This is a genomic window from Streptomyces sp. S.PB5 (assembly GCF_030403745.1).
Taxonomy (GTDB): domain Bacteria; phylum Actinomycetota; class Actinomycetes; order Streptomycetales; family Streptomycetaceae; genus Streptomyces.
Window position 1 is genome coordinate 801,294 of sequence record NZ_JAQMWP010000002.1, and the last position, 25,932, is coordinate 827,225.

20 protein-coding genes are annotated in these 25,932 nt (G+C 70.4%); 9 read left to right on the forward strand and 11 right to left on the reverse strand.

From position 1 onward, the window contains the following. Positions 1–22: 22 nt before the first annotated feature. The 7 genes from PH203_RS08335 to PH203_RS08365 form a co-directional block, all read right to left on the reverse strand. The gene (locus PH203_RS08335; protein WP_289918044.1) at positions 23–1,237 is read right to left on the reverse strand and encodes an acyl-CoA dehydrogenase family protein; all 1,215 of its coding nucleotides are present in this window, start codon (positions 1,235–1,237) and stop codon (positions 23–25) included. Between the two features lie 3 nt (positions 1,238–1,240). Continuing rightward, positions 1,241–1,768, reverse strand: a complete 528-nt coding sequence (locus tag PH203_RS08340) for a MaoC family dehydratase (protein WP_289918046.1) — start codon at positions 1,766–1,768, stop codon at positions 1,241–1,243. Between the two features lie 5 nt (positions 1,769–1,773). After that, a complete protein-coding gene (locus PH203_RS08345) occupies positions 1,774–2,787 on the reverse strand; it encodes a CoA ester lyase (protein WP_289918047.1) in 1,014 nt (337 codons plus the stop codon). Next, the gene (locus PH203_RS08350; protein WP_289918049.1) at positions 2,784–4,832 is read right to left on the reverse strand and encodes a protein meaA; all 2,049 of its coding nucleotides are present in this window, start codon (positions 4,830–4,832) and stop codon (positions 2,784–2,786) included. Before PH203_RS08350 ends, PH203_RS08345 begins: the two co-directional genes overlap by 4 nt. Positions 4,833–4,849: 17 nt before the next feature. Continuing rightward, positions 4,850–6,193, reverse strand: a complete 1,344-nt coding sequence (gene ccrA / locus PH203_RS08355) for a crotonyl-CoA carboxylase/reductase (protein WP_289918051.1) — start codon at positions 6,191–6,193, stop codon at positions 4,850–4,852. Positions 6,194–6,606: 413 nt separating this feature from the next. Continuing rightward, positions 6,607–7,434, reverse strand: coding sequence for a TetR family transcriptional regulator (locus tag PH203_RS08360; RefSeq protein ID WP_289918053.1), 828 nt, complete (start codon positions 7,432–7,434; stop codon positions 6,607–6,609). Between the two features lie 118 nt (positions 7,435–7,552). Next, entirely contained in the window at positions 7,553–9,358 is a 1,806-nt protein-coding gene (locus PH203_RS08365; protein ID WP_289918056.1) for a 3-hydroxyacyl-CoA dehydrogenase, read from the reverse strand. 384 nt (positions 9,359–9,742) lie between these two features. Here PH203_RS08365 and PH203_RS08370 point away from each other — a divergent pair, with 384 nt between their 5' ends. Beyond that, positions 9,743–10,318 (forward strand): adenylosuccinate lyase, encoded by a 576-nt coding sequence (locus PH203_RS08370; protein ID WP_289918057.1) that lies wholly within the window; start codon positions 9,743–9,745, stop codon positions 10,316–10,318. Here the strand turns inward: PH203_RS08370 and PH203_RS08375 are convergent. The 4 genes from PH203_RS08375 to PH203_RS08390 all read right to left on the reverse strand — a co-directional run bounded on the left by PH203_RS08375 (position 10,242) and on the right by PH203_RS08390 (position 14,065). Next, the gene (locus tag PH203_RS08375; RefSeq protein ID WP_289918059.1) at positions 10,242–10,832 is read right to left on the reverse strand and encodes a GNAT family N-acetyltransferase; all 591 of its coding nucleotides are present in this window, start codon (positions 10,830–10,832) and stop codon (positions 10,242–10,244) included. The genes PH203_RS08370 and PH203_RS08375 overlap by 77 nt on opposite strands. Next, positions 10,829–11,227, reverse strand: coding sequence for a RidA family protein (locus PH203_RS08380; protein ID WP_289918060.1), 399 nt, complete (start codon positions 11,225–11,227; stop codon positions 10,829–10,831). The genes PH203_RS08375 and PH203_RS08380 overlap by 4 nt, the downstream gene beginning before the upstream one ends. A 99-nt stretch (positions 11,228–11,326) precedes the next feature. Then, a complete protein-coding gene (locus tag PH203_RS08385) occupies positions 11,327–12,889 on the reverse strand; it encodes an alpha/beta hydrolase (RefSeq protein WP_289918061.1) in 1,563 nt (520 codons plus the stop codon). Positions 12,890–13,024: 135 nt separating this feature from the next. After that, on the reverse strand, positions 13,025–14,065 hold the full coding sequence (locus PH203_RS08390; RefSeq protein WP_289918063.1) for an Rv2578c family radical SAM protein: 1,041 nt from the start codon (positions 14,063–14,065) through the stop codon (positions 13,025–13,027). Positions 14,066–14,270: 205 nt separating this feature from the next. On the opposite strand from PH203_RS08390, the gene PH203_RS08395 reads away from it, so the two are divergent. The 8 genes from PH203_RS08395 to PH203_RS08430 all read left to right on the forward strand — a co-directional run bounded on the left by PH203_RS08395 (position 14,271) and on the right by PH203_RS08430 (position 25,925). After that, positions 14,271–14,714, forward strand: a complete 444-nt coding sequence (locus PH203_RS08395; RefSeq protein ID WP_289918065.1) for an SRPBCC family protein — start codon at positions 14,271–14,273, stop codon at positions 14,712–14,714. 144 nt (positions 14,715–14,858) lie between these two features. Beyond that, the gene (locus tag PH203_RS08400; RefSeq protein WP_289918068.1) at positions 14,859–17,288 is read left to right on the forward strand and encodes an MFS transporter; all 2,430 of its coding nucleotides are present in this window, start codon (positions 14,859–14,861) and stop codon (positions 17,286–17,288) included. Between the two features lie 188 nt (positions 17,289–17,476). Then, the gene (locus tag PH203_RS08405; protein WP_289918070.1) at positions 17,477–19,945 is read left to right on the forward strand and encodes a SpoIIE family protein phosphatase; all 2,469 of its coding nucleotides are present in this window, start codon (positions 17,477–17,479) and stop codon (positions 19,943–19,945) included. A 152-nt stretch (positions 19,946–20,097) separates the two neighbouring features. Then, on the forward strand, positions 20,098–20,823 hold the full coding sequence (locus PH203_RS08410) for a class I SAM-dependent methyltransferase (RefSeq protein WP_289918072.1): 726 nt from the start codon (positions 20,098–20,100) through the stop codon (positions 20,821–20,823). Between the two features lie 82 nt (positions 20,824–20,905). After that, the gene (locus PH203_RS08415; RefSeq protein ID WP_289918073.1) at positions 20,906–21,739 is read left to right on the forward strand and encodes a M55 family metallopeptidase; all 834 of its coding nucleotides are present in this window, start codon (positions 20,906–20,908) and stop codon (positions 21,737–21,739) included. Beyond that, positions 21,732–23,036 carry a M20/M25/M40 family metallo-hydrolase gene (locus tag PH203_RS08420; RefSeq protein WP_289918074.1) on the forward strand — a complete coding sequence of 435 codons (1,305 nt, stop codon included), beginning with the start codon at positions 21,732–21,734 and terminating at the stop codon, positions 23,034–23,036. Before PH203_RS08415 ends, PH203_RS08420 begins: the two co-directional genes overlap by 8 nt. Positions 23,037–23,052: 16 nt before the next feature. Next, a complete protein-coding gene (locus PH203_RS08425) occupies positions 23,053–25,005 on the forward strand; it encodes a prolyl oligopeptidase family serine peptidase (protein WP_289918075.1) in 1,953 nt (650 codons plus the stop codon). Continuing rightward, complete coding sequence (locus PH203_RS08430) at positions 25,002–25,925, forward strand: LD-carboxypeptidase (RefSeq protein WP_289918078.1); 924 nt, start codon at positions 25,002–25,004, stop codon at positions 25,923–25,925. Before PH203_RS08425 ends, PH203_RS08430 begins: the two co-directional genes overlap by 4 nt. Positions 25,926–25,932: the final 7 nt, after the last annotated feature.

The window sequence follows — 25,932 nt, forward strand, 5'->3', positions numbered from 1 at the left end:
AAAACACCCCGTATCCGGACAATCAGCCCTGGAATCGATACTCTTCGAGCAGCCTGCGACCGATGATCATTTTCTGGATCTCGGCGGTACCTTCACCGATCAGCAGCATCGGAGCCTCACGGTAGAGGCGCTCGATCTCGTACTCCTTGGAGAAGCCGTAGCCGCCGTGGATCCGGAAGGCGTCTTCCACGACCTCCTTGCAGTACTCGGAGGCGAGGTACTTCGCCATCCCAGCCTCAAGGTCGTTTCGCTCCCCGGAGTCCTTTTTGCGTGCCGCGTTGACCATCATCGCATGAGCGGCCTCGACCTTGGTAGCCATCTCGGCCAGCTTGAACTGGATCGCCTGGTGCTGAGCGATCGGTTTACCGAAAGTGTGACGCTGCTGGGCGTACCGGACACCGAGTTCGAAAGCACGCTGAGCGACACCGCAACCACGCGCCGCCACGTTGACGCGCCCGACCTCCACGCCGTCCATCATTTGGTAAAAACCTCGGCCGGTGACGCCGCCGAGCACACGGTTGGCCGGAATCCGCAGGTCATCCATGATCAGCTCGGTGGTGTCGACGCCCTTGTAGCCCATCTTGTCGATCTTCCCGGGGATGGTGAGGCCGGGGCGGACCTCTCCGAAGCCGAGCTCCTTCTCGACGAGGAAGGTCGTCATCGACTTGTGGGGCTTGGCGGCCGCCTCCTCGGGAGTGAGTCCTTCGTCACTTCGGACGAGAACGGCGACCAGACTTGACGTCCCGCCGTTCGTCAGCCACATCTTCTGGCCGTTCAGGACGTACTCCTCGCCGTCCTTCACCGCCTTCGACGTGATCGCCGACACATCGGAACCGAGCCCCGGCTCCGACATCGAGAACGCGCCCCGGATGTCGCCGGCCGCCATGCGCGGCAGGAAGTGGTCCTTCTGCTCCTGTGTGCCGTGCTGCTTGAGCATGTAGGCCACGATGAAGTGGGTGTTGATGATGCCGGACACCGACATCCACCCGCGGGCGATCTCCTCGACGCACAGCGCGTAGGTCAGGAGCGACTCGCCCAGACCGCCGTACTCCTCCGGGATCATCAGGCCGAACAGGCCCAACTCCTTGAGGCCGTCGACGATCTGCTGCGGGTACTCGTCGCGGTGCTCCAGCTCGGTGGCGACCGGGATGATCTCCTTGTCCACGAAGTCGCGGACGGTGGAGAGGATTTCCTGCTGGATGTCGGTCAGACCGGCGGTCTGGGCGAGACGGGCCATGGCCTACTTCTCCGTGTTCTTGTCCGCAGGTGCGGTGAGTTCCGGGCGGCCGGGCTGCTCGCCGCCGCGCTCCTTGATGTAGGTCTCGGTGGGCACCATGACCTTGCGGCGGAACACGCAGACCAGCGTGCCGTCCTGCTTGTAGCCCTTGGTCTCGACGTAGACGATCCCGCGGTCGTTCTTCGACTTCGACGGCGTCTTGTCGAGGACGGTCGTCTCGCCGTAGATCGTGTCGCCGTGGAAGGTCGGCGCCACGTGCCGCAGCGACTCGATCTCCAGGTTGGCGATCGCCTTGCCGGAGACGTCCGGCACGGACATGCCCAGCAGCAGCGAGTAGATGTAGTTCCCCACGACGACGTTCTTGCCGAAGTCCGTCGTGTTCTCCGCATAGTTGGCGTCCATGTGGAGCGGGTGGTGGTTCATGGTGAGGAGACAGAAGAGGTGGTCGTCGTACTCCGTGACCGTCTTCCCGGGCCAGTGCTTGTAGACCGCGCCGACCTCGAACTCCTCGTAGGTGCGTCCGAACTGCATCGCGCTCAGGCCTCCGGGATCTCGAACTTGGAGGTGCGCTGCATGCCGGCCGCGCGCCCCTTGCCGGAGATGACCAGCGCCATCTTGCGGGAGGCCTCGTCGATCATCTCGTCGCCGAGCATCGCGGAGCCCTTCTTGCCGCCCGCCTCGGACGTGTAGTAGTCGTACGCGTCCAGGATCAGCTCGGCGTGGTCGTAGTCCTCCTGCGAGGGCGAGAAGATCTCGTTGGACGCCTCGACCTGACCCGGGTGCAGCACCCACTTGCCGTCGAAACCGAGCGCGGCGGACCGCTGCGCGACCTCGCGGTAGCCGTCGATGTTGCGGATCTGGAGGTAGGGGCCGTCGATCGCCTGGAGGTCGTTGGCGCGGGCGGCCATCAGGATCTTCATCAGGATGTAGTGGTAGGCGTCCGCCGGGTAGCCGGGCGGCTGCTCACCGACGACCAGCGACTTCATGTTGATCGACGCCATGAAGTCGGCCGGGCCGAAGATGATCGTCTCGACGCGCTGGGAGGCCGTCGCGATCTCGTTGACGTTGTTCAGGCCCTGCGCGTTCTCGATCTGCGCCTCGATGCCGATCTTGCCGACCTCGAAGCCCATCGTCTTCTCGATCTGGGTCAGGAGAAGGTCGAGCGCGACGACCTGCTGGGCCGTCTGCACTTTCGGCAGCATGATGCAGTCGAGGTTCTGCCCGGCCCCCTCGACGACGGTCACGACATCGCGGTACGTCCACTCGGTCGTCCAGTCGTTGACGCGCACGACCCGCGTCTTGCCCGTCCAGTCACCCTCGTTGAGGAACTTGACGATCGTGTGCCGCGCCCCGGGCTTGGCGAGCGGGGCGCACGCGTCCTCCAGGTCCAGGAAGACCTGGTCCGCCGGGAGGCCCTGCGCCTTCTCCAGGAAGCGGGGGTTGCTTCCCGGCACCGCGAGACACGAGCGGCGGGGACGCAGACGATTAAAAGGGTGCGCGGCGGAGCCGCTCGTTGGAAGGGCGGCGGTGGGAGACGGGTGGGCGGTCATACGGGGACCTCCAGGGGGTCGAGCTTGTTCGCTTTCCGGATCTCGTCGACGATGCGGCCGATGATGCCGGTGATGTCGAAGTCCTTCGGGGTGAAGACGGCGGCCACTCCGGCTGCCCGGAGCTGCTCGGCGTCACCATTGGGGATGATGCCACCGGCGATCACGGGTATATCTGTGGCACCGGCCACACGCAGTCGTTCCAGGACATCCGGCACCAGCTGGGCGTGCGAGCCGGACAGGATCGACAGACCGACCGCGTGCACGTCCTCGGCGAGGGCCGCGTCCACGATCTGCTCCGGGGTGAGCCGGATGCCCTGGTAGACCACCTCGAAGCCGGCATCGCGCGCGCGTACGGCGATCTGCTCGGCCCCGTTGGAGTGCCCGTCCAGGCCCGGCTTGCCGACCAGGAACCGCAGCTTGCCGACGCCGAGGTCCTTGGCCGTCAGGTCGACCTTGCGGCGGACGTCGGCCATGGCCGAGCCCTCCTCCGCCGGCACCGCCACCGGCGCCGACGAGACCCCGGTCGGCGCCCGGAACTCGCCGAAGACCTCGCGCAGCGCCCCGGCCCACTCGCCGGTCGTGACACCGGCGCGGGCGCACTCCAGGGTGGCCTCCATGAGGTTGCCGGTGCCCTGAGCGGCCTCCTTCAGCTTCTCCAGCGCCTTGCAGGGGCGCGGGTGGTTGAAGGGCGGCTGGTAGCGGGTGTCCCGCCAGTGCTGGAGCCCCGCGATCACACGGGCCTCCACGGCCGGGTCCACGGTCTGGATCGCGGTGTCCAGGTCGGCCGTCAGCGGGTTCGGCTCGGTCGTCTCGAAGATGTTGACGCCGACGATCTTCTCCTGGCCGGACTCGATCCGGGCCCGGCGCTCGGCGTGCGAGGAGACCAGCTGGGACTTCAGATAGCCGGACTCGACGGCGGCCATCGCGCCGCCCATCTCCTGGATCCGGTCGATCTCGGCGAAGGACTCCTCGACGAGCTGGGCGACCTTCGCCTCGACGACGTGCGAGCCCTCGAAGATGTCCTCGTACTCCAGCAGATCGCTCTCATGGGCGAGGACCTGCTGGATGCGCAGCGACCACTGCTGGTCCCAGGGCCGGGGCAGACCGAGGGCCTCGTTCCAGGCGGGCAGCTGCACGGCACGCGCGCGTGCGTCCTTCGACAGCGTCACGGCCAGCATCTCGAGCACGATCCGCTGGACGTTGTTCTCCGGCTGCGCCTCGGTCAGACCGAGGGAGTTGACCTGGACGCCGTACCGGAAGCGGCGCTGCTTGGGGTTCTCGATGCCGTACCGCTCGCGTGTGATCCTGTCCCAGATGCGGCCGAAGGCGCGCATCTTGCACATCTCCTCGATGAAGCGGACGCCCGCGTTCACGAAGAAGGAGATCCGGGCGACGACATCGCCCTTGCGGTCCTCGGGGATCTGGCCGGACGCGAACACCGCGTCCAGCACGGCGATCGCGGTCGACATCGCGTACGCGATCTCCTGGACCGGTGTGGCGCCCGCCTCCTGCAGGTGGTAGCTGCAGATGTTGATCGGGTTCCACTTGGGGATGTTGTTGACCGTGTAGCAGATCATGTCCGTCGTCAGACGGAGCGAGGGTCCCGGCGGGAACACGTGCGTGCCCCTCGACAGGTACTCCTTCACGATGTCGTTCTGGGTCGTGCCCTGGAGCCTGGTGATGTCCGCGCCCTGCTCCTCGGCGACGACCTGGTAGAGCGCCAGCAGCCACATGGCGGTGGCGTTGATCGTCATCGAGGTGTTCATCTGCTCCAGGGGGATGTCCTGGAACAGCCGGCGCATGTCACCGAGGTGCGCGATCGGCACACCGACCCGGCCGACCTCGCCGCGGGCGAGGATGTGGTCGGAGTCGTAGCCGGTCTGGGTCGGCAGGTCGAAGGCGACCGACAGACCCGTCTGCCCCTTGGCGAGGTTGCGCCGGTACAGCTCGTTGGACGCCTCGGCCGTGGAGTGGCCGGCGTACGTGCGCATGAGCCACGGCCGGTCCTTCTCCCTTGCCCCGTCGGCGTTCTGACGCTCAGTCATCTATGACCCCGGGTGTCTCAGATGTTGCGGAAGCGGTTGATGGCGTCGATGTGCTTGGCGCGCATCTCCTCGTCGCGCACGCCGAGGCCCTCCTCGGGGGCGAGGCACAGCACGCCGACCTTGCCCTGGTGGAGGTTGCGGTGCACGTCGTACGCGGCCTGACCGGTCTCCTCCAGGGAGTAGGTCTTCGACAGCGTCGGGTGGATCTTGCCCTTCGCGATGAGCCGGTTGGCCTCCCAGGCCTCGCGGTAGTTGGCGAAGTGCGAGCCGATGATCCGCTTCAGCGACATCCACAGGTAGCGGTTGTCGTACTGATGCATGTAGCCCGAGGTCGAGGCGCAGGTGGTGATGGTGCCGCCCTTGCGGGTGACGAACACGGAGGCGCCGAAGGTCTCGCGGCCGGGGTGCTCGAAGACGATGTCGATGTCCTCGCCGCCGGTCAGCTCGCGGATGCGCTTGCCGAAGCGCTTCCACTCCTTGGGGTCCTGGGTGTTCTCGTCCTTCCAGAACCTGTAGTCCTCGGCGTTGCGGTCGATGATCGCCTCGGCACCCATGGCCCGGCAGATGTCTGCCTTCTGGGGGCTGCTGACGACACAGACGGGGTTGGCGCCACCGGCGAGCGCGAACTGCGTGGCGTAGGAGCCGAGTCCGCCGCTCGCGCCCCAGATCAGGACGTTGTCGCCCTGCTTCATGCCGGCGCCGTTGCGGGAGACCAGCTGGCGGTAGGCGGTGGAGTTGACGAGGCCCGGGGCCGCCGCCTCCTCCCACGACAGATGACCCGGCTTGGGCATCAGCTGGTTGGACTTGACGAGCGCGATCTCCGCGAGGCCGCCGAAGTTGGTCTCGAAGCCCCAGATGCGCTGCTCGGGGTCGAGCATCGTGTCGTTGTGTCCGTCGGAGGACTCCAGCTCGACCGACAGACAGTGCGCGACGACCTCGTCACCGGGCTTCCAGGAGTTCACGCCCGGGCCGGTGCGCAGGACGACGCCCGCGAGGTCGGAGCCGATGATGTGGTACGGCAGGTCGTGGCGCTTGGCCAGCTCGCTGGTGCGGCCGTAGCGCTCCAGGAACCCGAAGGTGGACAGCGGTTCGAAGATCGAGGTCCACACGGAGTTGTAGTTGACACTCGATGCCATGACGGCGACCAGGGCCTCGCCCGGGCCGAGCTCCGGCAGCGGCACGTCGTCCAGGTGGATCGACTTGCGCGGGTCCTTGTCGCGGGTCTCCAGGCCCGCGAACATCTCCGTCTCGTCCTTGTGCACGGTGATCGCGCGGTACGACTCGGGGAGCGGCAGAGCGGCGAAGTCGGCCGGCGTCGAGTCGGGCGACTGGATCGCGTCGAGGATGTCCTTCACGGTCACGGTGTTGCCTCCGGCGATACGCACCCTGAGGGAGGGGTGCTGAGGGTTACGTCGGTGCTGCTGAGGGTTCGGTGAGGTGCCGTCGGTCCGGCGAGGTGGTGCTTCGGCAGCGCTTTGTGGCGCGGGAGGTTGCCTGTGACGCAGGCGTCCGGGCGGGGCAGGTCGATGACTTGCTGGGACAGCCGGCGTGCGAAAGGTCTCTGCACGCCGGCCGCCCGGACCTCTTCAACGTATGACACCGCGTGTCACCTGGCAAGGCACTGAGTGCCAGGAGTTGCACTCAGGTGAAATCTTTACGTAACAAATGAGCGATGATCGATCGAACAGGGTCTTGAAGGTGCCTGAAATCGGGACCGGACACACGAAAACGGCCACCCCGAAGGGTGGCCGTGATCACAGGCTTCAGCGGTCGCTCAGCGCTCCTTGAGCGCCTCCTCGATGGTCCTCATGACCTGGTCGAGCGGGGCGTCCGTGCGGGCGACCGTGACCAGTACCTCGCCGTGCGTCGAGACGGTCGCGGCGGCCGGCTTGGGGGTGGTGCTGCGCCCGGCCCCGATGCCCGTGCCGAAGGTCTTGCGGACGATCGCGAAGGCGTGGTCCAGCTGCGTCTCGACGTCGCCCTGGCCCCCGGCCCGCAGCCAGCGCCGCAGGACGTGGTTGTGGGCCGTGACGACCGCGGACGCGGCGACCTCGGCCAGCAGCGGGTCGTCGTTGGCGTCGTCGTCGTGCGCGTGCTCGTCGAAGTGGCCGAGGAGATAGCGGGTGAAGAGGCGCTCGTAGCGGGCCACCGACGCGATCTCCGCCTCGCGCAGGGTGGGCACCTCGCGCGTGAGCTTGTAGCGGGCGACCGAGATCTCCGGCCGGGCCGCGTACATCCGCATGACCTCCTTGATGCCGTTGCACACCGTGTCGAGCGGATGCTCGTGCGGGGGAGCGGCGTTGAGGACGGCCTCGGCGCGGATCAGCGTGTCGTCGTGGTCGGGGAAGATCGCCTCTTCCTTGGAGCGGAAGTGGCGGAAGAAGGTGCGGCGGGCCACTCCGGCCGCGGCCGCGATCTCGTCGACGGTGGTCGCCTCGTACCCCTTGGTCGAGAACAGCTCCATCGCCGCGGCCGCCAGTTCTCGGCGCATCTTGAGCCGCTGGGCGGCCGCACGACTGCCTGCGGCACTCTCCGGCGCGTCGGGCGTAGCTGGTGTACGTGAGGACTTGGCGGGCTGGGACATGACCCGAACGTACTGCATGTGCGCAGGTTGGCGCTCATGTCCCAGGGACCCCCCGCCCGCTGCGGGCGGGGGGTTTCCGTGGGGGTCGAGCAGTCCGCCCCAGTCCTCGTTCGCTCTGAACCAGTCGCCGGACGGTTCAGCGGCGGGCATATTCGCGGAAGCCGCGGCCGGTCTTGCGGCCGAGGCAGCCCGCGGCCACCAGGTGCTCCAGGAGCGGGGCCGGGGCCAGGCCCGGGTCACGGAACTCGCGGTGCAGGACCTTCTCGATCGCGAGCGAGACGTCCAGGCCGACGACGTCCAGGAGCTCGAAGGGGCCCATCGGGTAGCCGCCGCCCAGCTTCATCGCGGCGTCGATGTCGTCCAGCGAGGCGTAGTGCTCCTGGACCATCTTGATCGCGTTGTTGAGGTAGGGGAAGAGCAGCGCGTTCACGATGAAGCCGGCCCGGTCGCCGCAGTCCACCGCGTGCTTCCTGATCTTCACGCAGACCTCGCGGACCGTGGCGTGGACGTCCTCGGCGGTGAGCACCGTACGGACGACCTCGACCAGCTTCATCGCCGGGGCCGGGTTGAAGAAGTGCATGCCGATCACGTCCTGGGGACGCGAGGTGGCCCGGGCGCAGGCGACGACCGGCAGCGAGGAGGTCGTGGTGGCCAGGACCGCGCCCGGCTTGCAGACCTTGTCCAGCGCCGCGAACAGCTGCTGCTTGACCTCCAGGTCCTCGGCGACGGCCTCGACGGCCAGATCGACGTCGGCGAAGGCGTCGTAGGAGCCCGCCGCGGTGATCCGGTCGAGCGTCTGCGCGGCGGCCTCGGCGGTCAGCCGGCCCTTGTCGACGGAGCGCGAGAGCGACTTGCCGATCCGGGCCTTGGCGGCCTCGGCCTTCTCCTCGCTGCGGGCGGCGAGGACGACCTCGTACCCGGCCTTGGCGAAGACCTCGGCGATGCCGGACGCCATGGTCCCGGAGCCCGCGACACCGACGGAACGGACCGGACGGCCGGGGGTCTCGGAGCCGCCGGCGGCGGGCGTCAGGGCGTCGGCGACGACCGTGGCGCTGCCCGGCGCCTCGTACGAGTAGAAGCCACGGCCCGACTTACGGCCCGTCAGCCCGGCTTCGCTGAGCTGCTTGAGGATCGGCGCGGGGGCGTGGAGGCGGTCGTGGGACTCGGCGTACATGGCCTCCAGGACCGTGCGCGCGGTGTCGATGCCGATCAGGTCGAGCAGGGCGAGCGGGCCCATCGGCAGACCGCAGCCGAGCCGCATCGCGGCGTCGATGTCCTCACGGGAGGCGTACTTCGCCTCGTACATCGCGGCGGCCTGGTTGAGGTAGCCGAACAGCAGCCCGTCGGCGACGAACCCGGGCCGGTCGCCGACCGCCACGGGCTCCTTGCCCAGGGCGAGGGCGAGGTCGGTGACCGCGCTGACGGCGGCCGGCGCGGTCAGCACCGAGGAGACGACCTCGACCAGCTTCATCGCCGGGGCCGGGTTGAAGAAGTGCAGCCCGAGCACCCGCTCCGGACGGGCCGAGTCGGCCGCGAGCCGGGTGACGGACAGCGCGTTGGTACCGGTCGCCAGGATGGTGTCGGGGCGCACGATGCCGTCGAGCTCACGGAAGATCTGGTGCTTGATCTCGTACGACTCCGGGGCCACCTCGATGACGAGATCGGCGTCCGCGGCGCTGCGCAGGTCGGTGGAGGTACGGACCCGGGCGAGGACGTCGGCGCGCTCCTGCTCGGTGAGCCGGCCGCGCTGCACGGCGCGGGCGGTGGAGGTCTCCAGGGCGGCGACGGCCTGGGCGGCCGCGGCCTCACTGATGTCGATGCCGACGACCTCGCGGCCGGCCTTGGCGAGGACCTCGGCGATGCCGGTGCCCATCGTGCCGAGGCCGACGACGGCAATGGTCTGCAGCGGGGACAGAGGGGTGTCGGACAGGGGAGCGGCCATCGCGGGACTCCAGGAATGAGGGTGACGACTGGGAGCGCGACCCGGTGCGCCGAAGGGCGCACCGGGTGCGTGGAAGTTGCGGGATGCGGGTGTTGCCGGGCTACTTGCGCACACGCCCGGTGGTGCGATGCCGTCGTCGCGGACGTGCACACGCCCGGAGAACGGTGAAGCCGACCGGCCCTGTCCCGGAGCCATGTCGTACTGCGGTATCTCAGATACCGAACCGACTGCTCTTGCGGCGGCTGCGTCACCAGGCCACCGCAAGGAGTACCGCGAGTGGGTAACTCGCTCGTCTGAGCTTAACCGGCGGGTAACGAGCGCGCTAGTCCCCCGTGTTTGTGATGTACGTCCCGAGCCGCTCGCGACCCGCCTAGGCTGCGTGTCATGGACGAAGAGTTGCGATCACTCACGGAGCGCTTACGGCAGGAGTCGGGGGCGTCGGCGGCGTTCGAGCAGCTGGCGGAGACGAAGGACCCCGATGAGCTGGCCGGAGTCCTGACCGAGCCCGGACAGCCGCTGTGGGCGCGGGAGCTCGCCGCGTTCCGGCTCGGCCTCGCCGGGGACCGGCGTGCCTTCGAGTCGCTCGTCCTGCTGCTGAACCACCGTGATCCGCAGCGCTGTGTCTCCGCCGCGTACGCCCTGGCCCGCCTCGGGGACCCGCGCACCGCCCGCGCGGCCGCCGCCCTCGCCACCAACGAACTGCGCGTCGCCTACGCCCTGCACCCGGTCCGGCTGCTGACCGAGCTGCGGGCGCCGGAGTCGGTCCCTGCGCTCATCACCACCCTGGAGCGGCGGCTGCGGCCGCACGACCCGTACCGGCGGGTGGCGCTGGCGTGCGTGGAGGGGCTGGGCAGCCTCGGCGACACCCGGGCCAGGCCCGTACTCAACGAGGCGCTCGCGCATCCGGCGCTGGCGGAGGCGGCGGTACGGGCGCTGGCGCGGATTCCCGGGCAGCGGTGAGGGCCCTGACGTACCGCACCTCGGGCACCGGCACCCCGTCCACCTCGAACGGCTCCTCGGCGCCGTCGGGGCGGAACCCCGCCCGCTCGTAGAAGGCACGGGCGCGGGTGTTCCCCTTGAGGACCCAGAGGAGCATGCGCGGGTGCCCGGCGGCCGTGCAGCGGCGTATCGACTCCTGGAGCAGGAGATGTCCCGCGCCGGCGCCGTACGACGCCGGGTGCACGTAGAGCGCGTACAACTCGGCGTCCGTGGTGGGCCGTTCGCCGTCCCGGTAGGGGCCGTGGCAGGCCCAGCCGAGTACCTCGCCGTCCCGTTCGGCGACCAGGTTCAGCACACCGGTGCCCGCCTGCTCGAAGCGGGTGCGGCGGCCCTCGGTCTCCTCGGCGACGTCCATGGCGTCCAGGTGCGCCTGTGGCATCAGCCCCCGGTACGCCGTCTGCCAGCCCCGCACGCGGATCTCCGCCACCCGGTCGCAGTCCCCGAGGGTCATCTCCCGGACGTGCAGGCCGGTCATGGGGCGACCACCGCGAACGCCTCGACCTCCATCAGGAACTCGGGCCGCACCAGCGACGCGACCTGCACGGCCGAGGCGGCCGGCAGCCGGTCGTCGGGTATGTGCTCGGCGCGGGCCGCCCGGATCGCCGGCATGTGCGCCATGTCCGTGACGAAGTAGGTGAGCTTCACGACATCGTCGAAGCTCGCGCCCGCGGCGGCCAGACACCGGCGGAGGTTCTCGAAGACCTGGCGGGCCTGGGCCGCGGGGTCGCCCTCACCGACGAGCTTGCCGTCCTCGTCCAGGGCGAGCTGGCCGGAGACCGCGACGAAGGTGCCGGTGCCCAGGACGACGTGGGAGTACTGGGCGGCGGGGGCGAGCCCGGCGGGGGCGGGGATCCTGGTCAGCTCACTCATGCGTCCATGGTGGACCATGGCACTGACAACGCCCCCGACGGGTCGTCAGGGGCGTTGGTCAGGCGTCGATGAGCGCGTCGGCGAGCGCGTCGGCCGCTCTCAGCCGCGGAAGCCGAGCATGCCGTGCAGCGTCGAGCCCCGCGAGGAGGACGACGCCGAGCTCAGCGGCTTCGGGTCGGGCAGTGCGTCGCACACCGCGTCGACCTCGCCGCCGCTGCGCGGCACCGTGCCGTCCGTCAGATACGCCGCCAGGTACTTGTCCAGGCAGTCGTTCCCGCTCAGCGAGATGCCGTGGTTCCCGCCGCCCTGCTCGACCACCAGGCTGGAGCCGCGCAGCAGACGGTGGACCGTGACGCCGCCCTGGTACGGGGTGGCCGCGTCGTCCGTCGCCTGGAACAGCAGCACCGGCGGCAGATGGGCGTTGGAGACGTCCACCGGCTCCAGCGAGTCCGTCGGCCAGAACGCGCACGGCGCGTTGTACCAGGCGTTGTTCCAGGTCATGAACGGCGCCTTCTTGTACACCGCCCAGTTGTCGGCTCGCCACTGGTTCCAGTCGCGCGGCCAGTCGGCGTCACGGCACTGCACCGAGGCGTAGACGCTGTAGCCGTTGTCGCCCGAGGCGTCGACGGCGGCGAAGTTCTCGAACGTCTCGACCAGCGGGTCGGCGTTCTTGTCGTTCACGTACGCCGCGAACGCCTCCGCCAGATAGGGCCAGTAGCCGTTGTAGTAGCCGCCCGGGAGGAAGGTGTCCTCCAGCTCGGAGGCGCCCACCTTGCCGCCGGCCGGCTTCTTCGCCAGGGCCGCCCGCATCGCGTACCACTTGGCCTCGACCTTCGCCGGATCGGTGCCGAGCTTGTACGTGGAGTCGTACTTGGCGACCCACGCCATGAAGGCGCGGTGGCGGTCGTTGAAGGCGTAGTCCTGATCGAGGTTGTCGTCGTACCACACGCCCGTGGGGTCGACGATCGAGTCGAGGACCAGGCGCCGCACCCGGTCCGGGAAGAGCTTGGCGTAGACCGCGCCGAGATAGGTGCCGTAGGAGTAGCCGAAGTAGTTGATCTTCTTCGAGCCGAGGGCGGCACGGATCGAGTCCATGTCGCGCACTGCCTGGATCGTGTTGATGTGGGGCAGCACGTCGGCGTACTTCTTGCCGCAGGCCTGCGCGAACGACTTGGCCCGCGCCAGGTTGGCCTTCTCGATGGCCCAGGTGCTCGGCACGGAGTCCGGGCGGACCGGGTTGAAGTAACCGGGCTTGCAGTCGAGGGCCGGCTTGCTCTTGCCCACGCCGCGCGGGTCGAAGCCGATGACGTCGTACTGCGCCGCGACCGCCTTGGGCAGCGAGCCGGCGACGTATCCCGCGAGCGTCAGACCGCTGCCGCCGGGGCCGCCGGGGTTGACCAGCAGCGGACCCTGGGACTTCTTCGCGGTGTGCGGGACCCGGGACAGCGCGAGCGTGATCTGCCGCCCGTGCGGATTGTCGTGGTCGAGTGGGACCTTGAGGGACGCGCACTGGAGCGTCGGATAGTTCGTGGTGGCGCAGCTCTTCCACGTGAGCTTCGCCACCGGCGCGGTGCGCGGGGTGCTCGCGTCGGCGGGCAGGGCCGTGAAGCTTCCGGCCATGACGACGGCGGCACCGCACAGCACGGCTGCGCGTTTTCTCATGGAGTCCTCCCAGGACGGAGGGTTTCGGACCGCGAGTGTCACGGTCCATGCCGCATCGTCCCGGAAAGCGCGCCCGGAAGAACGCGTTCGGGCAAGACTTGACCCGATTGGGGCGCGGGATGCGCTCGTATGCGCTCAGATCAGAGTGAGTTGGGTGCCTTCCGGCAGATCGGTCACGGCCGGCTCGGGCTCGGGGAGGCGCCGCGGCACGACCCTGTCCGCGGGGCCGATGCCGTACTCCCTGGCCAGCTCGTGGACCTGACGGGTGATCCGGCGCTGGTACCACTTCGGCGCGTAGGAGCCGTCCGCGTACAGCCGCTCGTAGCGCCGCACCAGATGCGGATGGTGCTGCCCCAGCCACGCCATGAACCACTCCCGGGCCCCGGGCCGCAGATGCAGCACCAGTGGCGTCACGGAGGTGGCCCCGGCGGCCGCGATCGCCCGTACGGTGGCCCGCAGTTGGGCCGGGTGGTCGCTCAGGAACGGGATCACCGGCGCCATCAGGACTCCGCATCCGATGCCGTGCTCGGCCAGGGTGCGTACGACCTCCAGGCGGCGCTCCGGGGCGGGCGTGCCCGGCTCGACGGTGCGCCACAGCTCCGGGTCGGTGAAGCCGACCGAGACGGATATCCCGACGTCCGTCACCGCGTGCGCCCGCTTCAGCAGGTCCAGGTCGCGCAGGATCAGCGTGCCCTTGGTCAGGATCGAGAAGGGGTTCGCGTGGTCGGTGAGGGCGCCGATGATGCCCGGCATCAGCCGGTAGCGGCCCTCCGCGCGCTGGTAGCAGTCGACGTTGGTGCCCATGGCGATGTGCTCGCCCTGCCAGCGGCGTGAGCCGAGCTGGTGGCGCAGCAGCTGGGGGGCGTTGGTCTTGACGACGATCTGCGAGTCGAAGCCGAGGCCCGTGTCGAGGTCCAGATAACTGTGGGTCTTACGGGCGAAGCAGTACACGCACGCGTGGCTGCAGCCGCGGTAGGGGTTCACGGTCCACTGGAAGGACATCCGGGAGACCGCGGGCACCCGGTTGATGATCGACCTGGCCCGGATCTCGTGGAAGGTGATCCCGCGGAACTCCGGGGTGTCGAAGGTGCGGGTCACCACCGCGTCCGCGCCGAACAGCGCGGCATCGGTGGCCCGGCTGTGGCCGGTTTCCACGGTGAGGTTCTCCCAGCGCATGACGCCTCCTCGGTAGCACTGCCCACAGAATAGAACACATGTTCCCTTGATCGTGCGAATGTGTTTTCGAAGGTCTTGTGCAAGGTCTTGTGCGGGGTGTGTGCAGGGGCTTGTTCGAGGGGCTTGTGCGACCCCGATTTGGGCGGGCGGGGACCGTGGTGGTTGGCTTGTCCCAACCCCCGAGAACGAAGGTCCTGGAGGAAAAATGGCGCAGGTCGAGGCCACTACGGAGCGGGTCGTCGCGGCGGACGCGGAGAACGTGTTCGACGCCCTCGCCGACTACAGCGGCACGCGCGCGAAGCTGCTCCCCGAGCACTTCAGCGAGTACGAGGTACGCGAGGGCGGCGACGGCGAGGGCACCCTCGTCCACTGGAAGCTCCAGGCCACCAGCAAGCGCGTACGCGACTGCCTCCTGGAGGTCAGCGAGCCCACCGACGGCGAGCTCGTGGAGAAGGACCGCAACTCCTCCATGGTCACCACCTGGCGGGTCACCCCGGCCGGCGAGGGCAAGTCCCGGGTCGTCGTCACCACCGTCTGGAACGGCGCCGGCGGCATCGGCGGCTTCTTCGAGAAGACCTTCGCCCCCAAGGGCCTCGGCCGGATCTACGACGCGGTGCTCGACAGGCTCGCCACCGAGGTCGAGAAGTAAGTCCCCGGTGACCGAGGGGTGTTGAGCCCCTCACCGGATCGAGTGGATCTCCGCGGACCCCTTCGGCCTGCCGTAACTCGTCGCGCTTGCTCGCAGTTGTCGCCTTAAGTGGCAATTGTGCGGGCGCGACGAGGGGAGCGGCAGGTGCGCGAGACCACCCTGGTGCAGGGCGAGGTACGGGGCGAACCGGCCGAGCAGCCTCCACCGGTCCCTGCCCCCGGGCCTGCCGGGACCCTCGAACTCGGGCCGCGCCGCGTGCGGTTGATCTTCTTCGCGCTCATGCTCGCGCTGCTTCTCGCGGCACTGGAGCAGATGATCGTCGCCACCGCGCTGCCGAAGATCGTCGGCGAACTGCACGGCCTGGACAAGATGTCCTGGGCGATCACCGCCTATCTGCTGACCTCCACCATCGGCCTGCCGATCTACGGCAAGCTCGGCGACCTCCTCGGCCGCAAGGGCGTCTTCCAGTTCGCGATCGTCGTCTTCGTCATCGGCTCCGCCCTCGCCGGGCGCGCCGGGACCATGGACCAGCTGATCGCCTTCCGCGCGGTGCAGGGCGTCGGCGCGGGCGGCCTCATGATCGGCGTGCAGGCGATCATCGCCGACATCGTGCCCGCGCGGGAGCGCGGCCGCTTCATGGGCCTCATCGGTGCCGCGTTCGGACTCGCCTCCGTCGCCGGGCCGCTGCTCGGCGGGTACTTCACCGACCATCTCTCCTGGCGCTGGTGCTTCTACATCAACGTCCCCTTCGGCCTGGTCACCCTCGCCGTCGTCACCGTCGTGCTGAAGCTGCCCAAGCCGACCGCGAGGCCCCGGCTCGACATCCTCGGCGCGCTGCTCCTCGCCGCCGCCTCCACCTGCCTGGTGCTGCTGACCAGTTGGGGCGGCACCGAGTACGCCTGGGACTCCCACGTCATCCTCGGACTCGGCGCGGGCGCGGTCGCGTCCACCGTGCTCTTCCTCGTCGCCGAGCACTTCGCGGCCGAACCCCTCATCCCGCTGCGGCTGTTCAGGGACTCCGTCTTCAACATCACCGCGCTGGTGGGCCTGGTGGTGGGCGTCGCGCTCTTCGGCGCCGCGAGCTATCTGCCCACCTTCCTGCAGATGGTGGACGGCGCGAGCGCCACCGAGTCCGGGCTGCTGATGCTGCCCATGATGGGCGGCATCGTCGGCGCCTCCGTGATCACCGGACAGCTCATCAGCCACACCGGCCGCTACAAGCTCCATCCTGTTCTCGGCGGTGCCCTGTCCGTCCTCGGCATGTGGCTGCTGTCCCGCCTGGAGGTGGACACCCCCCGGCTGCAGTACAGCCTCTGGATGGCGGTCCTCGGCGCCGGGATCGGCATGGTGATGCCGGTCCTCATCCTCGCCGTGCAGAACTCGGTCCGCCCGGCCGACCTCGGCACGGCCACCAGTGCCAACAACTACTTCCGGCAGATCGGCGGATCCGTCGGCGCCGCGATCTTCGGCACCCTCTTCGCCGACCGGCTCACCGACGCCCTCGCCCAGCGCCTCCCGGAGCCGGCGGGGTCGCCCGACGCCGAGTCCATCACCCCGCAGCTCGTCCACGCGCTCCCGCCCGAGCTGCGCGACGCCTACATCCGCGCCTACGCCGACGCCATGCCGCGGATCTTCCTCTACCTCGTGCCGGTCCTCGTCCTCGGCCTGCTCATCGCCTTCTTCCTCAAGGAGAAACCACTGGTGTCCCACAACGCCGCCGAAATCGAGCCCGCACCCGTGAACGCCCCGATCCCACAGGCCCGTTCGCCGTACCTCGCCGGCATCCCCGTGTGCGGCACGGTTCAGCACCCCGACGGCACCGTCGTACCGCGCGCGGCGCTCACACTGATCGACGTCGCCGGGCAGCAGATCGGACGCGGGGCGAGCGGTGAGGACGGGCGGTACGCGCTGTCGACGCCCGGCTCGGGGACGTACGTGCTGATCGCGGCGGCCGGCGGCCACCAGCCGCAGGCGGTCTCCGTGACCGTCGGGGAGCGGCCCGTCGAACTCGACGTCGTGCTCGGCGGCGCCGGACGCCTCGCCGGGAGCGTGCGGACCGCGGACGGCACCCCCGTGCGCGAGGCCACCGTCACCCTCACCAACGTCCACGGCGAGGTCGTCGCCACCACCCGCAGCGGCCGCGAGGGCGGCTACGTCATCACCGAACTCGTCGCCGGCGAGTACACCCTGGCCGCCAGTGCCCCCGCGTTCCGCCCGGCCGCGCTGCCCGTCACCGTCCAGGCCGCCCGGGAGACCCGCCAGGACATCGAACTCGCGGGCGGAGCCGTACTGCGCGGCACCGTACGGGCCGGTGGGGAGCGAAGCGAGATGGGGGTCCCCTCGCCCGAAGGGTGGGGGAGGCCCGTCGAGGACGCGCGCGTGACGCTCCTCGACGCGGCGGGCAACGTCGTGGACACCCTCACCACCGGCCCCGACGGCACCTTCCGGTTCGTCGACCTCTCCTGCGGCGAGTACACCGTGATCGCCGCCGGGTACCCGCCCGTCGCCACCGTCCTGCAGATGGCCGGCGGAGGCCGTACGGAACGCGACCTCCAACTCGGACACGAGGACTGAAAACCCGTCAGTAACCCCGACACGCCCCTTACCGGCAGCTTCTGCCCGGGCCGGGTGCGCGAGGGGGCGCGCGGAGGCGATTCGGCAGGGCCAATTCCCGCATTGCCGCACATCGCGACTCTCCGCAGCCGTACGGTTGACTGAGCGGCACAGATCTTGCGGAGCCGTGGGGAGAAAGGGCCTGGGCCATGGAAGACGGCACCGACCGTGGCACCGAGAGGGACACGCCTCCCAGCCGCGGAGCTGGGAACGGCGCGGTAGAACATGCCGCGGCCGGCCGCATTCCGCTGGCCGTGGTCGTGGTGGACCGCGACGGCCTGGTGTCCCACTGGAGCCGGGGCGCGCGACGGCTGTTCGACGTCGCCAAGGAGGAAGCGATCGGCCGCCCGGCCGTCGACCTGCTGCCCGTCTCGGGCGCCCTGCCCGACGAGGAGGCGACCCCCTACGGCGTGTACGCGGCCTACGACGGGCTGGGACCCGACCTGGAGTCCTCCCTCGACGGCCGGCTCTCCTACCCGGCCGCGGGCCGCGCCCGTCTCACCGTCAGCGAACCCGAGCGCCTGGACGTCCTGTGGTGGGCGTACCCGCTGGTGGGTCCGGGCCGGGAGCGGCTGCTGGTGCTCGCCGCGGACGCCGGAGCCCTGCGTTCCGAGGACCAGGACGACGAGATCGCCGTCGAGCGCATCGCCCCCGCCTTCGCCCTGCACACCGACTTCCCGGGCGCCGGGGAACTGGCCCGCAGGCTCCCGGAGATCCTGCCCAGCATGAGCGTCGAGGAAGGCGCCCGCATCGTCGCCCAGATCCTGGAACTGGGCTACCCGGTCCTGGAGTTCAGCCAGAACGAACGCGTCCCCGTCACCCCCGACTGGGGCGTGGCCCGGCGCATCGAGCGCAAGGCACGCCGCGAGCGGGCCGCGCGGGCGGTGGCCGACGGGCTTCCCCTCCCACGGGAACTCGCCGACGAGGCCGAGGACCTGGAGTACGCCGCCGTCCGCGAGCGCCTGGAGTTCCTCACCGAGGTCAGCGGCCGCATCGGCACCTCCCTCGACCTGTCCAAGACCATCATCGAGGTCAGCCGGGCCGTCGTACCGCGCTTCACCGACGTCGCCGGCACCTATCTGCGCGAACAGGTCGTCGCGGGCGAAGGCTTCCCCGAGGGCGTGCCGGACACCACGACCATGTGGCACCGGGTCGCCCTGGAACACACCGACGAACCCGGCCGCTGGGACGACGTGGTGCCGGTCGGCGAGGCCATGCCGTTCCCGGCGCACACCCCGTTCTTCCAGTGCATGACCACCGGTGAGCCCGTCCTGGTGCCGCGCATCAGCGAGCAGATGGGCCACGCCATCGCCTCGCAGTTCGAGAAGCGCGACATCCGGCCGCTCATCACCGGCCGCTCGATGCTGGTCGTCCCCCTCAAGGCCCGCAATGTCGTCCTCGGCTTCATGATCCTGCTGCGGCACCCGGAGCGCGTCGAGTTCAACGACATGGACCGCGTCACCGGCGCCGAACTCGCCGCCCGCGCGGGCCTCGTGCTCGACAACGCGCGCATGTACACCTACCAGGAGTCCGTCGCCGAGACGCTCCAGGACAGCATGCTGCCGCACATCCCGCCGCGCATGGCGGGCTGCGACATCGCCACCCGCTACCTCCCGGGCACCCTGCTCGGCCGGGTCGGCGGCGACTGGTTCGACTCGGTGAAACTGCCCGGCGCCCGCACCGCCCTCGTCGTCGGCGACGTCATGGGCCACGGCCTCAACTCCGCCGCGATGATGGGCCAGTTGCGCACCGCCGTACAGACCATGGCCGCCCTAGACCTGCCGCCCGCCCAGCTGCTGCGCAACCTCGACGACCTCGCCCAGCGGCTCGGCGACACCTACCTCGCGACCTGCCTCTACGCCGTGTACGACCCGATCGCGAGCGAGCTGCACATCGCCAACGCGGGCCACATCCCGCCGGTGATCGTGCACGCCGAGGACGGCCGCAGCGAACTCCTCGACCTGCCCACGGGCGCGCCGATCGGCGTCGGCGGGGTGGCCTTCGAGTCGGTACGCGTGCGCGTGCGGCCCGGTGACCGGCTCGTGATGTGCACCGACGGCCTGGTCGAGGTGCGCGGCGAGGACATCGGCGTGGGCCTCGCGACGCTCTGCGAGTCCGCGGCCCACCCGGCCGCTTCCATGGACGACGCCTGCGACACCATCATCCGCGCCCTCAACACGCGTGGCGGCCGCAAGGACGACGTCGCCCTCCTGATGGCCCGCCTCAACGGCATCGAACCCGACGACGTCGCCGAATGGCGGCTCGCCCCGGACCCGGCCGAGGTCGGCCGGGCCCGCTCCGTGGTGCGCGAACAGCTCCATGAATGGGGCCTTGCGGGGCTCGCCGACACCGCCGAGCTGATGGTCAGCGAACTCGTCACCAATGCCGTACGGCACTCCCACAACCGCCCCGTCGAGCTGCGCCTCGTGCGTGGCGACACGCTGCTGTGCGAGGTGGACGACGACGACCACGAGCTGCCGACCCTGCTGAGCGCGGGCCCCGAGGACGAGTTCGGGCGCGGGCTGCGGGTCGTCACCACCCTCGCGCGGGAGTGGGGCACGAGCCGTACGAAGGCCGGCAAGACCGTGTGGTTCGAACTGACGTTGCCGCGACGCTGACGGACCGCAGGGGCGCACGGGGCGAGAGGGCGTACCCATGTCGCACAGGGAGTGAAGGAATGCGCCATGCGCTTGTAGCCGCGACCGGGGCGCGATAAACCGTACTCGCCCGTCACTTGCGACGGGCGCGGTCGCATCCTGGGGAGTTGGGCATGAGTGTGACGAGTCGGTACCGGGAGGCCTGGGAGGGCTTCTGGCGGGAAGCCCCCGACGGACAGGGGGCGGTGTTCTGGGACGCCGAGCCCGCACTGACGGCGGGCCTGCATCTCGCCCTGTTCGAGCCGTACATCACCGATCCGGTCCTGCCCCTGGTCGACCTGGGCTGCGGCAACGGCACACAGACCCGTTTCCTCGCCGACCGCTTCTCGCACGTCCTCGGCGTCGACCTGTCCGAGGCGGCCCTCGACCACGCCCGGCAGTCCGATCCGGCCGCCCAGGCCACCTACCGGGTGCTGGACGCCGTCGAGAAGGGCGAGGCGGAGTCGCTGCACGCGGAGCTCGGCGACTCCAACGTCTATGTGCGGGGTGTGCTCCACCAGTGCGAGCCCGACGACCGCCAGCCCCTGATGAACGGGGTCGCCGCCCTCCTCGGCGAACGCGGCCGCGGCTTCCTCGTCGAGCTGTCCGAGGCCGCCAAACCGGTCCTCGTCGGCCTCGCCCAGAGCCCCTCCGGCCCGCCGCCCAAACTGGCGCCGGTCTTCCGCCACGGCATCGCCCCCGGCGAGGTCTCCGACGACGCGCTCCCGGAGTACGCGCGCGCCGCCGGTCTCACCGTCCTGGCGAGCGGTGAACTCCCGCTGACCACCACGGAGTACGACGCGGACGGCGCCCGGATCGAACTGCCGTCGAAGTGGCTGGTGGTGGGGCGTACGGCCTGAGGGAGCCCCGCATTGGTCTGTGCCGGTGACGGTTGTCCACAGGTCTGACGGGATCGGGCGGAAACGCGTAGCGTGAGTCGGCATGAAGATCCTCATCAGCGCCGACATGGAGGGCGCCACCGGCGTCACCTGGCCGGCCGACGTGCTGCCGGGGACGCCGCAGTGGGAGCGGTGCCGGTCCATGTTCACCTCGGACGTGAACGCCGCCGTGCGGGGGTTCTTCGACGGCGGCGCGGACCAGGTGATGGTCAACGAGGCGCACTGGACCATGCGCAATCTGCTCCTGGAGCAGCTCGACGACCGGGCGGAGATGCTCACCGGGCGGCACAAGTCCCTGTCCATGGTGGAGGGCGTGCAGCACGGGGACGTGGACGGCATCGCGTTCGTCGGCTACCACGCGGGCGCGGGGATGGAGGGCGTCCTCGCGCACACCTACCTCGCCAACTCCATCACCGGGGTGTGGCTGGACGACGTGCGGGCCAGCGAGGGACTGCTCAACGCGCGCGTGGTGGCCGAGTACGGCGTGCCCGTCGTCCTCGTCACCGGTGACGACGTGGCCTGCGAGGACGCCCTCGGGTACGCCCCCGAGGCGCTGAAGGTCGCGGTCAAGGACCATGTGTCGCGGTATGCGGCGGTGTGCCGTACGCCGGCCAGGACCGCCGCCGACATCCGCGCGGCGGCCAAGGAGGCGGCCGCCCTGGCGGTCCGTCAGGAACCGGTCCGCGGCGGGCCGTTCACCGTCGCCCTGGAGTTCGACGCCGAGCACCTCGCCCTGGCCGCCACCGTGGTGCCCGGTGTGACCGGGATCGGGGAGCGCAAGGTGGCATACTCCAGCGACACCATGTACGAGGGGATTCGCACCTTCAAGGCGGTCACCACGATCGTCGCGGCCGCGGTGGAGGAGCAGTATGGGTGACCGGCAGGCCCTCGACGAGGTCGTGACCTTCACCTCCGACCTCATCCGCATCGACACCACCAACCGCGGCGGCGGCGACTGCCAGGAGCGGCCGGCCGCCGAGTACGCGGCCGAGCGGCTGGCCGGAGCGGGCCTGGAACCGGTGCTGCTGGAGCGCACCAAGGGCCGTACCAACGTCGTCGCACGCATCGAGGGCACCGACCCGTCCGCGGACGCGCTGCTGGTCCACGGTCATCTGGACGTGGTGCCCGCCGAAGCCCGGGACTGGAGCGTGCACCCGTTCTCCGGCGAGATCCGGGACGGGGTCGTGTGGGGCCGGGGCGCGGTCGACATGAAGAACATGGACGCGATGATCCTCGCCGTCGTGCGGTCCTGGGCGCGCGAGGGCGTACGGCCCCGGCGGGACATCGTCGTGGCGTTCACCGCCGACGAGGAGGCCAGCGCCGTCGACGGCTCCGGGTTCCTCGCCGACGAGCATCCCGGGCTGTTCGAGGGCTGCACCGAGGGGATCAGCGAGTCCGGGGCGTTCACCTTCCACGACGGGAGCGGCCGCCAGATCTATCCGATCGCGGCCGGTGAGCGGGGCACGGGCTGGCTGAAGCTCACCGCGCGCGGACGCGCCGGACACGGCTCCAAGGTGAACAGCGAGAACGCGGTGACACGGCTGGCCGCGGCCGTCGCCCGGATCGGCGCGCACGAGTGGCCGCTGCGGCTCACACCGACCGTACGGGCCGCACTGACCGAACTCGCCGCGCTGTACGGCATCGAGAGCGACCTGAGCGACGTCGACGGCCTGCTGGAGAAGCTCGGCCCGGCGGCCGCGCTCGTCGAGGCGACCGTCCGCAACAGCGCCAACCCGACCATGCTGGAAGCCGGTTACAAGATCAACGTCATCCCCGGCGAGGCCGTGGCGTATGTCGACGGCCGCTGTCTGCCCGGCGGCGAGGACGAGTTCCGCACCACCCTCGACCGGCTGACCGGGCCCGGCGTGGAGTGGGAGTTCCAGCACCGGGAGGTCGCGCTCCAGGCGCCGGTGGACTCCCCGACGTACGCGAAGATGCGGGCCGCCGTCGAGGAGTTCGCGCCGGAGGGGCATGTGGTGCCGTACTGCATGTCCGGGGGCACGGATGCCAAGCAGTTCTCGCGGCTCGGTATCACCGGCTACGGATTCGCGCCGCTGAAGCTTCCGGAGGGCCTCGACCACCAGGCGTTGTTCCACGGGGTGGACGAGCGGGTCCCGGTCGAGGCACTGCACTTCGGCGTCCGGGTACTCGACCGTTTCCTGCGCACGGCCTAGGCGACTGGGGGAGACGGTGCAGACACTGGCGTACGGTTCCTGGCCCTCGCCCATCGACGCGGCCCTCGCCGCCGCGCACGACGGGCACCCCGAGTTCACGGGCTTCGTCGGCGACGAGGCGTGGTGGACCGAGCCACGGCCCACCGAGGGCGGCCGGCGCACCCTGGTGCGACGGCGGGCCGACGGCACTCAGGAGTCGGTGCTGCCCGACCCGTGGAACGTGCGCAGCCGGGTCATCGAGTACGGCGGACAGCCCTGGGCGGGGACGGTGGCGGACGGCGAACCGCTCGTCGTCTTCGTGAACTTCGCCGACCAGCGGATGTACCGCTACGAGCCGGGCGGCGACCCGCGGCCTCTGACCCCGGTGTCGCCGGTGGGCGGCGGGCTGCGCTGGGCGGACCCGGTGCTGCGCCCGGAGCGGGGTGAGGTGTGGTGTGTGCTGGAGGAGTTCACCGGCGACGGGCCCAGTGACGTACGGCGGGTCCTGGCCGCCGTGCCGCTGGACGGGTCGGCGGCGCAGGACCGGGACGCCGTACGTGAACTGACCGACGCCCGGCACCGGTTCGTGACAGGGCCCCGGATCTCGCCCGACGGGCGGAGCGCCGCCTGGCTCGCCTGGGACCATCCGCGGATGCCGTGGGACGGCACGGAGCTGGTGCTCGCCGGGATCCGGCAGGACGGCGGCCTCGGCGAACCCCGCACGATCGCGGGCGGGCCCGAGGAGTCGATCCCCCAGGTGGACTGGGCCCACGACGGCTCCCTGCTGTACGTGAGCGACCGCACCGGCTGGTGGAACGTCTACCGCGACGGCGCACCGGTGTGCCCGCGCGAGGAGGAGTTCGGCGGGCCGCTGTGGAAGGTGGGCCAGCGCTGGTTCGCGCCGCTGGAGAGCGGTCTGATCGCCGTCGTGCACGGCCGCGGCGCCACCGCGCTCGGCATCCTGGACCCCGAGACCGGCGAGGTCGTCGACGCGGCGGGCCCCTGGACCGAGTTCGCGCCCACCCTCGCCGCGCACGGCGAGCGGGTCGTGGCCGTCGGCGCCAGTCCGCGCACCGCCCACGAGGTGGTCGAGCTGGACACCAGGACCGGCCGGGCCCGGGTGATCGGCGCCGGGCACGACGACAGCGTGGACCCCGCGTACTACCCCGAGCCGCAGATCCGCACCTTCACCGGACCCGCCGGACGCGACATCCACGCCCACATCTACCCACCGCACAACCCGGACTGTGTGGCCCCGGGCGAGGAGCTGCCGCCGTACGTCGTGTGGGCGCACGGCGGGCCCACCGGGCGGGCGCCGCTCGTGCTCGACCTGGCGATCGCCTACTTCACCTCCCGGGGTATCGGTGTCGCCGAGGTGAACTACGGCGGTTCCACCGGACACGGCCGGGAGTACCGCGACCGGCTGCGCGAGCAGTGGGGCGTCGTCGACGTAGAGGACTGCGCGGCGGTCGCGCTGGCCCTCGCCGACGAGGGCACCGCCGACCGGGACCGGCTCGCGATCCGCGGCGGCAGCGCGGGCGGCTGGACCGCGGCCGCCTCGCTCGCCGCGACCGGTGTCTACGCCTGCGGCACGATCCTCTACCCCATCCTCGACCTGGCCGGATGGGGTGAGGGCGAGACCCATGACTTCGAGTCGCAGTACCTGGAGACCCTGGTCGGCCCGCTCGCCGAGGTGCCCGCACGCTACGCGGAGCGGTCGCCCGTCGAGCACGCCGACCGGATCAGCGCGCCCTTCCTGCTGCTCCAGGGCCTCGACGACGTGATCTGCCCGCCCGTCCAGTGCGAGCGGTTCCTCGCCCGCATGGAGGGCAGGCGGGTGCCGCACGCCTACATCGCCTTCGAGGGGGAGGGGCACGGGTTCCGGCGGGCGGAGACGATGATCCGGGTCCTGGAGGCCGAACTCTCCCTGTACGCCCAGGTCTTCGTCCTGAACCCACCCGGCATCCCGACCCTGGAGCTCAGCAAGTGAAGGAACTCCTCAGACCGGCCCGGCTCGCCCCCGGTGCCCGCGTCGCCGTCGTCGCACCCAGCGGGCCCGTGCCGGAGGCCCGCCTTGAGGCGGGCCTCGACCTGCTGCGCGGCTGGGACCTCGACCCGGTGGTGGCACCCCATGTGCTGGACCGGCACGGCGAGTTCGACTACCTGGCCGGTACCGACCCGGACCGGGCCGCCGACCTGCAGGCCGCCTGGTGCGACCCGTCCGTCGACGCCGTGCTGTGCGCGCGGGGCGGGTACGGCGTGCAACGGATGGTGGACCTGCTGGACTGGGAGGCGATGCGGGCGGCCGGGCCGAAGGTGTTCGTCGGCTTCAGCGACATCACCGCACTGCACGAGGCGTTCGCCGTCCGGCTGGGCCTCGTCACCCTGCACGGACCGATGGCCGCCGGGATCGACTTCATCAAGAACGCGCGGGCGCAGGAGCATCTGAAGGCCACCCTCTTCGCGCCGGAGAGCGTCCGCACGATCGCCTCCGGCGGCGCGGCCCTCGTCCCCGGCCGCGCCCGGGGCGTCACCCTCGGCGGCTGTCTCTCCCTGCTCGCCGCCGACCTCGGCACCCCGCACGCCCGGCCCTGCGCGCACGGCGGGCTGCTGTGCCTGGAGGACGTGGGGGAGGAGACCTACCGCCTCGACCGCTGTCTCACCCAGCTCCTGCGCGCCGGATGGTTCGACGGCGTGCGGGGCGTGCTGCTCGGGTCGTGGGAGCAGTGCGGTCCGTACGACAAGGTCCGCGCCCTGCTGCTGGACCGGCTCGGCGGCCTCGGGGTGCCCGTCGCGGAGGAGTTCGGATTCGGGCACGGTGAAGGGGCATCGACGATCCCCTTCGGGGTGACGGCCGAACTCGACGCCGAGGCGGGCACGTTGACGCTCGACGAACCCGCTCTTCGCTGAACCGTCG